The following is a 14,008-nucleotide window of genomic DNA, read 5'->3' on the forward strand; positions in this document are numbered from 1 at the left end:
ACAGATAAAAAACGATGTATAAAATAATTATAAGATGCTTATTTCTTTTGTTGGTCTCTAATGTCTCTAATGCCCAAGCATGGATGACAAATCTTGAGATTGCTCAAAAATTAGCTCTAACCCAAAATAAAATGGTGTTAATGGTTTGGGAAGAAAGTACAACCTATCCATATGGTGTTATGGCTAATGATGAAAACGGTAAATTAGTTTTTATTGAAAGTCTTTTTGAAAGCGAAGTTATAAGTCCTATTGTATGGGAATATTTTGTACCTGTAATAGTTAGTGAATCTCAATATGCAGATTTATATGCGGACATCGAAGGGAAACGTTCTAATAAGTATATGAATAAATTTAATGACGATTCTATAAAAATAATGGATGTTAATGGTAACATTGTAAACCTGACGAGTCACCCAGAACAATTTCAAAATATCACAACAATTATTAATAATTATGGCGTAAATACAAAGTTTTTGTCACCAGAGTTAATGGGTTATAGAACCGAAAAGGACTTCTATTCTGCCTATTACTTGGCTTCAAAATATCTTGACTTTTCTATGTATATGAGCGAAAATAATCGATCAGCATTTATCGATTTGGGTATGTTGTATTTAGAAGAAGCCTCTAATTTAGTGGTTGCAGAACCAAATGAAGACCAAAAAGCTTTAAACCAACGTGTTGCGCTTTTGGATCTTCAGCAATATTTTATATTAAAACGTCCTAAAAAAGCCTTGAGGCAATTAAAAAAAATACAGAAGGACGGTATTGAGCCTAATAATGAGTCTTTTGTAGCGTTTTTATATTACACCGCTTATAGTATATTAGAAGATGAAACAGAAGTTAAATTATGGAAATCTAAAATTTCTTCTGTAAATTTGAAGAAAGCACAAATGCTTATTAATCTTAATTCTTAAAGGTATTGGAAAGCATTATCTCATACTTCGAAACCATTCCTTCGTCTCATCGAAGTCTTATTTTAGTAGGCGGACTTACATTCTTTTGGTTGTTAGAAGGGGGAATTCCATTATTTAAATTTAAATATAAAAAATGGAGACATGCTTTACCCAACCTATTCTTTACACTAACAACCATAATTATAAATTTTGCGTTGGCGTTTTTACTTTTATGGATGTCAGATTGGGTTACTGCTCATAATTTTGGAATTATTAATTGGTTACCGCAAATGCCGTTGTGGTTATATGCATTATTAGGTGTGTTATTACTCGATTTTTTTGGCGCTTATTTAGCACATTATGTAGAGCATAGAGTGAAGCCACTGTGGATGGTGCACATCGTTCATCATACAGATCACAGTGTTGATACTACAACTGCAAATAGGCATCACCCCATAGAAAGTGTTATACGCTTTTCGTTCACCTTATTAGGTGTTTTTGTAGTGGGTACTCCTATTGCTTTAGTAATGATTTACCAAGCCATGTCACTTATTTTTACGCAGCTAACACATGCCAATATTAAAATGCCCAAAGGTTTAGATAAAGCATTAAGTTATGTGATTGTATCACCAGACATGCACAAAATTCATCACCATTATAGATTGCCATATACAGACTCTAACTTTGGAAATATATTTAGTATTTGGGATCGGATTTTAGGAACATATATGTACATGGATCGTGAAAAGTTGATTTATGGAGTTGATGTGTTTCCTGATGAAGTTAAAAATGGAAACATTAAAGAGTTGCTTAAACAACCCTTTCAAAAATATGAAAAACCAACCCTTTCTGTAGATGATGAAAACTAAAATAATGGTACCATTACTAGTGTTATTTATAAGTTGTAATGCTAACAAACAAATTGACATTCAAGGTCACAGAGGATGTAGAGGTTTACTGCCAGAAAATAGCTTACCAGCGTTTGAAAAAGCAATAGAATTAGGAGTACATACCTTGGAGTTAGATATTGTGATTTCTAAAGACCACCAAGTTGTAGTTTCTCATGAACCTTATTTAAATCCTACAATTTGTGTAGCCTCAAACGGTGACGTATTACCTAATAATTCAGAAGAGCACTATAATCTATACGCCCTAAATTATGCTGATATTAAACAATTTGATTGTGGCTTAAAATTTCATCCGCTTTATCCGCAACAACAAAAGTTAGAAACATATAAACCGTTATTATCTGAAGTTTTTGATTTAGTTAAACGAAAGCATTCTGATGTTAAACTCAATATTGAAATTAAATCAGAGCCCTCATATTATGGCATATTTACACCAGAACCCAAAACTTATGTGTCATTGGTGTTAGACGAAATTGAAAAGCACGGCATGTATAGCCGCGTTAACCTACAATCTTTTGATGTTACTATTCTTAAAGAAATTAAACATCAATCCCCAAACATGGCTTTGGCCTTGCTTATTGATGAAAACGAAACCATAGAAGAAAAACTTAAATTACTATCCTTTCAGCCAGAAATTATAAGTCCATACTACAAGTTATTATCTGCAAACTTGGTAAAGGAGTATCAAGAGCAAGGTTATCAGATTATTCCATGGACCGTTAACGAAAAAGCGGATATGAAACAAATGATATCATGGCAAGTTGATGGTATTATTACTGATTATCCAGATAGACTTATAAAAATATTATGAGAGACATTTTAGTTATAAAGCAGGTATAAACGTCGTATGTGTTGATACTTGTTGAGGTCTTCTTGCCAAGTAGCTTTAATTTCAGTTTCACTTAAACCAGCTTCAATTTGTTTTTGTAAAGTGGCAGTGCCAGCGTGCTTCGTAAAGTTATCGGTATTAAATACTTTGCTTTTATCAGTGGCATTGTGGTATGCATCTATTACATATTTTAATGTGAAATGACGTTCTGCATTCACGTGAGATAAATCAACACCGTAACACATTTCATTTTTATGTTTTGGATGTTTAGATCCAAAGTTAGGTTCAGGAGTATAACTAAATGTGTAATGCTTCTTGTCTAAAAATGGAGCTCCGTAGCGTTGAAACTGAAATTCCGTTCCTCTACCAGCATTAATATTAGTGCCTTCAAACAGACCTAAACTAGGGTATAATAAAATGGAATTGTCGTTTGGTAAATTCGGAGACGGTCTTATTGCTAAACTGTAAGTGCTATTGTGATTATAATTTTGCATTTCTATAATTGTAATATCACAAGTAACGTCATTTTTTAACCAACCTTGTCCATTAATCATTTTTGCATATTCACCAATAGTCATACCATGCACCAATGGAATAGGATGCATGCCTAAAAAGCTACGGTGTTTTTCTTCTAAAACCGGACCATCAATATAGTTGCCGTTAGGATTTGGACGATCTAAAAGTAATACCGGAATATTTTGCTCAGCACAAGCCTCCATTATATAATGTAATGTAGAAATGTAGGTATAAAAGCGTACTCCAACATCTTGAATATCAAAAACTACAATATCTACACCTTGAAGCTGACTTGTAGTCGGTTTTTTATGTTTACCGTGTAGAGAATAGATCGGCAGTCCTGTTTTGGTGTCTTTGCCATCTTTTACCAATTCACCAGCATCTGCAGTGCCTCTAAACCCGTGTTCTGGGGAAAATACTTTTTCGATACTAATGTTTAAACTTAATAACGAATCAACTAAATGCGTATAACCTTCAGGTTTAAAAATTACACTAGTTTGGTTCGCCACAACAGCAACGCGTTTATGCTTTAACATTGGAATATAGTGTGCTGTTCTATTAGCACCAACAATAATAGTTTTTTTGCTGTCGTTGTCCACGTAGTGAGCTAACGTGTTACTGTGATCTACGATATGCTTTACAGTATTCTGTTCAACTTCTTGCTTTCCATTATTTTTACATGAAAATGTTCCAGCGGAAATCCCAATAATTATAGAGAATAAAACTGTATTTTTGAAAACCTTTAAAAGCATATTATAGTAGTGAATTTCGAGTTATTTATAGCTAAACGTATAATTGGCAATAAAACGTATAAAAGTAGTGTATCGGCACCAATAATTAAAATTGGAATCGCTGCAATTGCTATTGGAATTATTGTAATGCTAATAGCGATTGCTACAGGTATCGGTTTGCAACAAAAGATTAGAGACAAAGTTGTGGCGTTTAATGGCCATATAGAAATTACCAATTACGATACTAATGCCTCAGACGAATCGCAGGTGCCAATTTCTATAAATCAAGATTTTTATCCCGATTTTAATTCGGTAGAAGGGGTAAAACATATACAAGGTGTAGCTCAAAAATTTGCTGTTATTAGAACCGAAACCGATTTTGAAGGTGTGATAGTGAAAGGAGTGGGTGCCGACTATAATTGGGAATATTTTCAAGAATTTTTAGTTGATGGTCGACTACCTGACTATACCAAAGAGCGAAACGAAGAGATTTTAATCTCTAACTATTTGGCTAATCGATTAGGATTTAGTGTAGGCGATAAATTTCAAACCTTATTTGGTAATCCATTAAATGATAGACCTCGCGTTATGAGTTTTGAAATTGTTGGTGTCTATAATTCGGGATTTCAAGAGCTCGATGAAAAATTTTGTATCGCCGATTTAAGACACATTCAACGCCTCAATAAATGGGAACCTGATCAGATTGGAAGTTTTGAAGTGTATATTAATGACTTCGCTGAGATAGATGAAAAAACCGTAGAAGTTTTTAAAGAAATCCCTTCTTTAATGAATGCAAGATCCATTACGAGAAAATACTATACAATTTTTGAATGGATTAAGATCTTTGATAACAATACATATGGCATTATTGCTATTATGATTATTGTGGCAGGCATTAATATGATTACGGCATTACTTGTCTTAATATTAGAACGTACCCAAATGATTGGTATATTAAAAGCCTTAGGTAGCAGTAACTGGACGATTAGAAAAGTCTTTCTGTATAATGCATCTTACTTAATAGGTTTAGGGTTGCTTTGGGGAAATATAATAGGTTTAGGACTTTTATTCGCTCAGAAATATTTTAAGCTATTTCCGCTTAATCCAGATACGTACTATGTTAATAACGCACCTGTGTATATTAGTTGGGATTATATATTCATATTAAATATTGGCACGTTTATAGCATGTTTGCTAATGCTTCTAATTCCTTCGGTTATTATTTCTAAAATTTCGCCAGTAAAAGCAATACGATTCGATTAATAAAAAGTAAGCAACAGAATTGAGATATGTATAACCTAAAAAGGTATACAATATTAAAACAATAGCACATTATAACGACCGATGTTTTAGAACTGGTTGTGTGCTTTAGTTTAACATATTTAGAAATATAATAACAAAAGATTAATAAATCGAAAATTTATTAAACATAACATTTAACGTAACTTTGCAGCCGCGATAAAATTAATTTATGGACTACGTAGAAAATATATTAGGTACAATAGGAAATACACCACTAGTTAAAATGAACAAATTGGTGGAAGATTTACCTTGTTTAGTACTTGCCAAATACGAAACTTTTAACCCAGGAAATTCTGTTAAAGACCGAATGGCTTTACAGATGATAGAAGATGCAGAGGCAGATGGACGTCTTAAACCAGGAGGGACAATCATTGAAGGGACCTCTGGAAATACCGGAATGGGATTAGCCTTAGCTGCCATAGTTAAAGGTTACAAATGTATTTTTGTAATGGCAGATAAACAATCTAAGGAAAAGGTTGATATTATGCGTGCTGTAGGTGCAGAAGTTATTGTTTGCCCAACAGCGGTAGAACCCGATGATCCTAGAAGTTATTATTCTGTTTCAAAACGATTAGGGGAAGAAACACCAAATTCTTGGTACGTTAACCAATACGATAATCCAAGTAATACAAAAGCACATTACGAAAGTACAGGACCAGAAATCTGGAAACAGACCGAAGGTAAAGTTACTCATTTTGTGGTAGGAGTAGGTACAGGAGGAACCATTTCTGGTGTAGGAAAATATTTAAAAGAACAAAATCCTAATATTAAAGTTTGGGGTGTAGATACTTATGGTTCTGTATTTAAAAAATATCACGAAACGGGTATTTTTGATGAAAACGAAATTTATCCTTATGTCACTGAAGGTATTGGTGAAGATATACTACCAAAGAACGTAAATTTTGATATTATCGATGGCTTTACTAAAGTTACCGACAAAGATGCATGTGTGTATACACAGCGTTTAGCTAAAGAAGAAGGTATGTTTTTAGGTAACTCGGCAGGTTCTGCAATAAAAGGCGTGTTACAATTAAAAGATCAGTTTAAACCAGACGATGTGGTTGTCGTTTTATTTCACGATCATGGAAGTCGATATGTTGGTAAAATGTTTAACGATGATTGGATGCGTGATATGGGATATCTATAGATAATAACGTATGAGTTAATATAAAAGAAATCCTGAGTATCGCTCAGGATTTTTTTTGAATAAGCATATTCTGTAAATGTTAAAAAATTGTTTTTTGTGTTAATAATTATTCTGATTAGGTGCTTAAACCATCTTTTATGCACTTCAAAAAGAAGCGCTTAAGTTTAACTTAAAAGTAAATTTTATGAAACTCAATTATGCACCTTCGGAAAAAATAGTATATATTCGTTAAAATGCTTTAATTTAACGATAAAGTTCCCTGATTTACCTAATAAAACCTAAATTCTATGGAAGTAGAACAATTATCCCTCAAAGATGATTCCTGGAGTACAGATATAGATCGTATTAAAATTAAGCCTACCTTAATTTTATTATTTGTCTCGTTAACTTTCAAATCCAAAGCATTATTATTAACAGAATTAAATAAAAGATTTCCTGAAGCTTGTATCATTGGCTGTTCTACGGCAGGGGAGATTAACGGTGATTATGTAAATGATAGTACTGTTTCATTAACAGCCATTACTTTTAATAAAGTAACGTGTAAATTAGCTTCACATAATTTGTCTGATTTTAGCGAGAGCTATGATTCCGGTAGAGCCATCGCAACCCAGTTGGCACATAAGGATTTGAGTCATGTATTAGTATTTAGTCATGGAGTGGATGTCAATGGCTCTGAAATTGTTGCAGGTTTAAAAAGTGAGTTGCCTAACACAAGTATAACTGGTGGTTTAGCTGGTTACAATGTAGATACTAAAGATTCGTTTGTCATCGCCAATACAAGTATGGCTTCAAGACAAATAGTGGGTGTAGGCCTCTATGGAGATGCGTTAAATGTAGGCTATGGGTCCAATGGTGGTTGGGATAGTTTTGGTATAGATCGCTTAGTTACAAAATCGAATAAAAATATTGTCTACGAGTTAGATGGAACTCCTGCTTTAGCAATTTATAAATCTTTTTTAGGTGAAGATCGTTACAATATTCCAGATGTAGGTTTGTCGTTTCCCTTTAGTATGCGTGTAAACGAATATGATGGCACAGTGGTACGTACGGTAAGAAAGATTGTAGAAGAAGATCAAAGTTTAGTTTTTGCGACTAATGTTCCTAAGGGGGCAACATTACGTCTTATGAAATCTAATGTAGATCGTTTAATTAAGGGAGCGGGTGACTCTGCAGTAAAGGCAATATCGCAAACCAAACATAAACCGAAATTAGCAATATTGGTAAGTTGTATTGGACGTCGACTCCTTTTAAAGCAATTAGTAGAAGAAGAAATTGAAGCTGTAGGCGAAGTATTAGGAGATGATGTTAAAGTTACAGGCTTTTATTCCTTTGGTGAAATTGCACCTGCAGACCAATATTCGCGTTGCGAATTACATAATCAAACCATGACCATTACAACTTTATCAGAATGTTAAACCCACATAAACATAGATTGTTAAGAAGGCAGATTAAAAAAGCTGGATTTACTAATGAAGACTTGGTGAAATTTCAGAATTTTTTTAATGATGTAGATGATGCCTATCAAAGTTTTGATAATGATGTAAAGCATATTGAGACTATTTTAGAAAAAAGTTCTAACGAACTTTATAAAAGTAATAAATTGCTGCGTTCACAAATTCTCAATGTGGAATTTAGACTAAATGCCATTGTTAATAATATTGAAGGAGTCATATTTAAGACCGATACCCATGGCACTTTCGAATATCTCAATGAAGCGTCAGAAGAATTATTTGGTATTCCTGTTGATGAATTATTGAATAAAAATTTCACCGAATTATTAGAAGGGATTAAAGGGAAGCAGCGACTAAAAATTTTGGAAGCTTTTATAAGAAACGAATCCGATTTTAATACAGTTTTTAAATTCATTAAACCCTCAGGTGACAAAATATGGGTAGAACTTAGGTTGCAACCTTCGCATGATATTACTGGTGCTGTTGATGGTGCAATTGGTACAATGATGGATATCACTAAACTTAAAGACACTGAGATAGAATTAAAACAAGCCAATAAAATAAAGGATGAATTTTTATCTACGATGTCTCATGAGATTAAAACGCCGCTTAATGCCGTAATTGGTATGTCCGATATACTGTTAATGGAAAAGTTTTTACCCGAGCAAGCAGAAAATCTTCAAGTCTTAAAATATTCTAGTGAACATTTACTGGCTCTAATTAACGATTTACTAAGCCTTAATAAATATAAATCTAAACAAGTTAGTCTGAAAATTGAAGATTTTAATTTATCGGAATTTGTACAAAATATGCAATTGCATTTCAAACAAGTAGCACTCAATAAACACCTATTTTTCGATGTTATATTAGATACAGCCATCACAGAAATTTTAAAAGGAGACAGTCTTAAGTTGTCTCAGGTGATTAAAAATCTTTTAAGTAATGCTTTTAAGTTTACAGATAGTGGAGGAGTCACGTTTCAAACGGAGTTGTTAGAACGCAAAGAGCACAGTTCTTTATTAAGATTTAGTGTTAAAGATACAGGTATAGGAGTATCTTATAACAAACAAAAAAATATATTTAAGAGTTTTGTTCAAGCCAATGAGAATACCTCACAGTTGTATGGAGGGTCTGGCTTAGGTTTATATATCAGTAAAGAATTGTTGCAAATTCAAAATAGTCAGTTACAGATAGAAAGTAAAAAAGGTGAAGGGGCTAAGTTTTGGTTTGATATTGAATTAAAACACTCAAAATCAGAACTGCTTCATGAACAAAAAACAATATCTAAAACAGCGCCTATTGATATTAAGGTTTTAGTTGCTGAGGATAATAACCTAAATGCACTTTTGTTAAAAAAGTTATTTAATAAATGGAATGTCGATTTTGTTATAGCTAAAAATGGTGAAGCACTTTTAGACGTGTTTACAACAGATGATTTTAACCTTATTCTTATGGATTTACAGATGCCAATTTTAGATGGATATCAAACCGCAAGGGTTATTAGAAAAATGGATGATGAATTAAAATCTAACATACCCATCATAGCATTAACAGCATTTGCAGAAGCTGAAGTTGGTGAAAAAATAGCACGTTATAAGATGAATGGCTATTTGAGTAAACCACTTAAAGTTAACGAGCTACATAACCTCTTGGAGTTCTATAGTCATAAAAAACAGCAGGTTGTTTAATTTTACATGGTGCTATAAGTATTCAGACAATAATAAGGTATATAAACTCTTACCTTCTTTACGACCTTTAGGATATTTGTTTTTTTTTCTAAAACAGTCATTAATACTAATATAAAGACAAAAATTAAAATAGAATTTTCTATTTTAGAGGATGCAAGAAGATTTTCTTCATTATATATGGAAACACAAGGCCTTTAATGTCACGTTGTTAAAATCGACTTACGACGAAAACATTGAGATTATTAAGTTGGGACAGCACAACCATAATGCTGGTCCAGATTTCTTTAATGCACAACTACGTATTGCAGATCAACTATGGGCTGGTAATGTGGAGATTCATATCAAGTCTTCCGATTGGTATGTGCACAATCACGAAACAGATAGTGCTTATGATAACGTAATTCTACATGTGGTTTGGGAGCACGACACCGAAATTTTTAGACGGGATAATTCTGAAATTCCAACTTTAGAATTAAAACATTACGTCGATAAAACTCTAAGACATTCGTATCAAAAACTGATGCTATCAAAATCCTGGATTAATTGTGAGTCTGATTTTAATATTGTTGATGATTTTTTACTTAACAATTGGTTAGACCGTTTATATATAGATCGGTTAGAGCAAAAATCGGAAACCATTCAGCAATTATTAACAGCGTCTCATAACGATTGGGAGGCGGTGTTGTTTAAAATGTTACTTAAAAATTTTGGTTTAAAGGTCAATGGTGATGCGTTTATGAGTTTAGCAAATTCCTTTGATTTTTCAATCATAAGAAAATTGCAAAAAGATGTTTTAAATCTTGAGGCCTTGCTTTTTGGACAATCGAAGTTGTTAGAGAGCAGTGATGTCGAGGATGTCTATTTCAAAGGACTTCAACAGCGTTATCACTTTCTTAAACACAAATTCAATTTAGATAATAAAGGCGTGATACCGTTACAGTTTTTTAGATTACGACCACCCAATTTTCCTACTATACGTTTATCGCAATTTGCTAATTTGTATAGTTTAGAATCTAATTTGTTTTCAAAAATGATGCGTTTAACTACACGAGATGAATTTTATGAATTTTTCGATATCGGAGTAACGCAATTTTGGATGACGCATTATACCTTTTCTAAAACCTCCAAGCCTTTTAAAAAAGGTATTACAAAAGCCTTTATAGATTTACTCATAATTAATACACTAATTCCTTTAAAATTTAGTTATGCCAGGGCACAAGGAAAACCAATTGATGAGAGTGTTTTTCAACTTTTAAAAACTATTAAAATGGAAAATAACAGTATTGTATCTCGGTTTTTAGATTTAAAACCCATTGAAAAACATGCCTTAAATTCTCAGGCTTTATTACAATTAAAACTTCAGTATTGCGATAAGAATAAGTGCTTACAATGTGCTATTGGTAATAACTTTATCACAAAAAATAAGTAACTTGCACAATTATACAAATAAGTTATAACGTGTTTGATTACTACTTATCCATAAAGAAATCAATGACGCTTCACAATAAAAGTTAGAAATACTCGCATGAAATGGTTTTATAATCTCTTATTATACTTTCAAAAACGTGGATACTATGTGTGTCAACGTATTGCTGATCGTTTAGGTATTAGAGCAAAAATTGTAAGGACGTCGTTTATATATCTCACTTTTGTTACCGTAGGTTTCGGATTTGCACTGTATTTATTTTTAGCGTTTTGGATGCGTATTAAGGATATTATTTATACCAAACGCTCTTCGGTTTTCGATTTATAATGATGCAGTAACCCTATGGATAATCCACTTTTAAGACTTTATAGATCCAAAATATACACTGCCATAATGATGTTGGTGTTATTACTCTGTATCGGAGTTTTAGGGTACAGATACATTTCGGGTTATTTATGGCTCGATGCGATATACATGACTGTAATAACGGTTACAACAGTTGGTTTTGCAGAGGTAATACCGCTAGATCCACAATCTAAAATTTTTACTATTTTTTTAATTTTAGCCAGTGTCGTTATTGTAGGTTATGCTATTTCTATCATAACCGATTATATTCTCAGTAGAAATAATTTTGAAGACATAAAACAACGTAAGATGCAAAAGAAAATTGATGCCATGACCAATCATATAATTATATGTGGCTATGGACGAAATGGAAAACAAGCCGCCAAGAAATTACTAGCTTATAATAAACCTTTTGTTATCATTGAACGGGATAAAGAGGTTATAGAAAAATTTCAAGATGAAGAATTGGCTTTTGTCTTAGGAAACGCAAATGAAGATGAAACGCTTTTTACTGCGGGTATAAAAAATGCCAGTACACTCATTAGCGCGTTGCCAAATGATGCCGATAATTTGTTTGTGGTTTTGTCGGCAAGACAGATAAATTCTAGTTTAACTATAATAAGTAGAGCATCTGAAGAAACATCCTACAATAAGCTAAAATTAGCAGGTGCTAATAACGTCATTCTTCCAGATCGTATAGGGGGAGATCACATGGCATCTTTAGTGGTAATTCCAGATTTAGTAGAATTTATTGATAATTTAGGTATTGTAGGACAACGAAATATTAATATCGAAGAGGTAAAGGTAGAGCAGCTTTATAATGCTCAAGAAGTTAAAACCATTAGGGATTTAGATTTGCGTAAAAAAACAGGCTGTACTGTTATTGGTTTTAAGGATGTTAAGGGAGAGTATATTGTTAATCCAGAAGCGAATACTAAGCTCGTTTCTGGATCTAAAATTATTGTTTTAGGACGTCCCGAACAAATAATAAAATTGAATTCTGAGTACAAAATTGAATAACTAAAACCTTCATTTTATGAGCTGAGACTTTATTGGCTCATTTTTTTTTTGCATCTTGTCAACTTTAAAATTGAATAATTAACTCTGAAACTAACTAACAACATTTACTCATGAAGAAATATCTTCTATCAATTTTTGCAATAGTACTACCGCTTTTAAACTTTGCTCAAGAATCAACTTCCGAAAAAATTGATATCATTTTTAAGGAATATACAGGTTGGTTTGTTGATGCCATTTTCTATGAAATTCCATTTTCAGAAACATATAAAATTCCTTGGGTTCTTATCGTATTAATTGGTGGAGCCTTATTTTTTACAATCTATTTTAAGTTTATTAATGTTACTGGTTTTAAAATGGCCATTAAAGTAGTAAGAGGGCAATATGAAGATATTGAAAAGCATGGCGCAGATACGCTTTACGGAGATAATACAGAAAATGAAGGAGAAAATCTAATTGAAACAATAAGAGATGACAGTGCTGATGGTGAAGTGTCGCACTTTCAGGCTTTAACGGCAGCCTTGTCTGCAACTGTTGGTTTAGGAAATATTGCTGGTGTTGCTGTTGCTTTATCTATTGGTGGTCCTGGAGCTACATTTTGGATGATTGTAGCAGGTCTACTAGGTATGGCTTCAAAATTTGCAGAATGTACCCTTGGTGTAAAATATAGAGATGTTGGTGAAGATGGTACTGTATATGGTGGTCCAATGTATTACTTAACCAAGGGCTTAAAGTCTAAAGGCATGGGCGGCTTCGGTAAAGTATTAGCGGTGTTATTTGCCATTTTTGTAATTGGTGGTTCGTTTGGTGGTGGAAATATGTTTCAAGCTAATCAAGCGGCTGCACAATTTGTTAAACTATTTGAATTAGATCCATCGTCTAATGCAGGTATGTATTTCGGATTAGTTATGGCTGCACTTGTAGCTGTCGTTATTATTGGTGGAATTAAGCGTATAGCGAAAGTAACGGAAAAAGTAGTGCCTTTTATGGCAGGTATATATGTTTTAGCTGCTTTAATAATCTTAGGTGCTAATTTTACACTAATTGATGACGCTTTTGCATTGATTTTTGAAGGCGCCTTCTCAGGATTAGGAATAGCAGGTGGACTTGTAGGTGTTATGATTCAAGGAATAAGAAGAGGAGCGTTCTCTAACGAAGCAGGTGTGGGTTCTGCGGCAATTGCACACTCTGCTGTTCGTACAAAGTACCCAGCGTCAGAAGGTATTGTGGCTCTTTTAGAGCCTTTTGTAGATACGGTTGTAATTTGTACAATGACAGCATTAGTTATCGTAATTACAAATTTTGATGGTCATTTTATGGAATATGGTGTTGAGATAAAAGAAGGAGTAGAACTTACTGCAGTAGCTTTCGATTCTGTAATTCCGCATTTCTCAGTAATACTGACTATTGCTGTAATATTATTTGCATTTTCAACGATGATATCTTGGTCGTACTACGGTATGCAAGGTTGGGTATTTTTATTCGGAAAAGGTAAAGCATCAGATTTAGCTTATAAAGTATTATTTTTATTCTTTGTAGTCGTAGGTGCTTCAATTAGTTTGGGTGCCGTTATTAATTTCTCGGATGCCATGATATTTGCTATGGTAGTGCCAAACATTATTGGTGTTGTTATTTTATCTCCAATAATTAAAATGGAATTAAAAAAATACTACAAGGCCATTAATGTTAAAGAAGATGCTATTGAAGAAGGTGCGGACGATTTAAATGAAATTCTATAACCAAACATAATTAAAT

General features: G+C 33.0%; 12 protein-coding genes. 11 read left to right on the plus strand and 1 reads right to left on the minus strand.

The features are described from left to right. Window positions 1-14: 14 nt before the first annotated feature. Genes C8N41_RS09410 through C8N41_RS09420 form a run of 3 tightly spaced genes read left to right on the plus strand, consistent with a single transcriptional unit; the run spans window position 15 to window position 2,612 of the window. Window positions 15-914 carry a hypothetical protein gene (locus C8N41_RS09410; protein WP_147298948.1) on the plus strand — a complete coding sequence of 300 codons (900 nt, stop codon included), beginning with the start codon at window positions 15-17 and terminating at the stop codon, window positions 912-914. Between the two features lie 5 nt (window positions 915-919). After that, entirely contained in the window at window positions 920-1,762 is an 843-nt protein-coding gene (locus tag C8N41_RS09415; RefSeq protein ID WP_092446918.1) for a sterol desaturase family protein, read from the plus strand. Then, window positions 1,749-2,612 (plus strand): glycerophosphodiester phosphodiesterase, encoded by an 864-nt coding sequence (locus C8N41_RS09420; RefSeq protein WP_249033262.1) that lies wholly within the window; start codon window positions 1,749-1,751, stop codon window positions 2,610-2,612. The genes C8N41_RS09415 and C8N41_RS09420 overlap by 14 nt, the downstream gene beginning before the upstream one ends. A gap of 8 nt (window positions 2,613-2,620) precedes the next feature. On the opposite strand, the gene C8N41_RS09425 is transcribed toward C8N41_RS09420, so the two are convergent. After that, window positions 2,621-3,898, minus strand: a complete 1,278-nt coding sequence (locus tag C8N41_RS09425; protein WP_115839088.1) for an exo-beta-N-acetylmuramidase NamZ family protein — start codon at window positions 3,896-3,898, stop codon at window positions 2,621-2,623. Window positions 3,899-3,907: 9 nt separating this feature from the next. On the opposite strand from C8N41_RS09425, the gene C8N41_RS09430 reads away from it, so the two are divergent. The 8 genes from C8N41_RS09430 to C8N41_RS09465 all read left to right on the plus strand — a co-directional run bounded on the left by C8N41_RS09430 (window position 3,908) and on the right by C8N41_RS09465 (window position 13,992). Further along, window positions 3,908-5,140: an ABC transporter permease gene (locus C8N41_RS09430; protein WP_115839089.1), complete on the plus strand. Its 1,233-nt coding sequence runs from the start codon at window positions 3,908-3,910 to the stop codon at window positions 5,138-5,140. A 208-nt stretch (window positions 5,141-5,348) separates the two neighbouring features. Then, window positions 5,349-6,326 carry a PLP-dependent cysteine synthase family protein gene (locus C8N41_RS09435; protein WP_092446922.1) on the plus strand — a complete coding sequence of 326 codons (978 nt, stop codon included), beginning with the start codon at window positions 5,349-5,351 and terminating at the stop codon, window positions 6,324-6,326. 287 nt (window positions 6,327-6,613) lie between these two features. Then, the gene (locus C8N41_RS09440; RefSeq protein WP_115839090.1) at window positions 6,614-7,741 is read left to right on the plus strand and encodes an FIST signal transduction protein; all 1,128 of its coding nucleotides are present in this window, start codon (window positions 6,614-6,616) and stop codon (window positions 7,739-7,741) included. Further along, window positions 7,735-9,465 carry a PAS domain-containing hybrid sensor histidine kinase/response regulator gene (locus tag C8N41_RS09445; RefSeq protein WP_115839091.1) on the plus strand — a complete coding sequence of 577 codons (1,731 nt, stop codon included), beginning with the start codon at window positions 7,735-7,737 and terminating at the stop codon, window positions 9,463-9,465. Before C8N41_RS09440 ends, C8N41_RS09445 begins: the two co-directional genes overlap by 7 nt. Window positions 9,466-9,616: 151 nt before the next feature. Further along, the gene (locus tag C8N41_RS09450; protein WP_115839092.1) at window positions 9,617-10,894 is read left to right on the plus strand and encodes a DUF2851 family protein; all 1,278 of its coding nucleotides are present in this window, start codon (window positions 9,617-9,619) and stop codon (window positions 10,892-10,894) included. Between the two features lie 96 nt (window positions 10,895-10,990). Next, complete coding sequence (locus tag C8N41_RS09455; RefSeq protein ID WP_092446926.1) at window positions 10,991-11,218, plus strand: PspC domain-containing protein; 228 nt, start codon at window positions 10,991-10,993, stop codon at window positions 11,216-11,218. 15 nt (window positions 11,219-11,233) lie between these two features. Next, entirely contained in the window at window positions 11,234-12,256 is a 1,023-nt protein-coding gene (locus C8N41_RS09460) for a potassium channel family protein (protein ID WP_092446927.1), read from the plus strand. Window positions 12,257-12,366: 110 nt separating this feature from the next. Further along, complete coding sequence (locus tag C8N41_RS09465; protein ID WP_092446928.1) at window positions 12,367-13,992, plus strand: alanine/glycine:cation symporter family protein; 1,626 nt, start codon at window positions 12,367-12,369, stop codon at window positions 13,990-13,992. Window positions 13,993-14,008 lie beyond the last annotated feature (16 nt).

Source organism: Winogradskyella sediminis (assembly GCF_003387355.1).
GTDB classification, from domain to species: Bacteria; Bacteroidota; Bacteroidia; order Flavobacteriales; family Flavobacteriaceae; genus Winogradskyella; species Winogradskyella sediminis.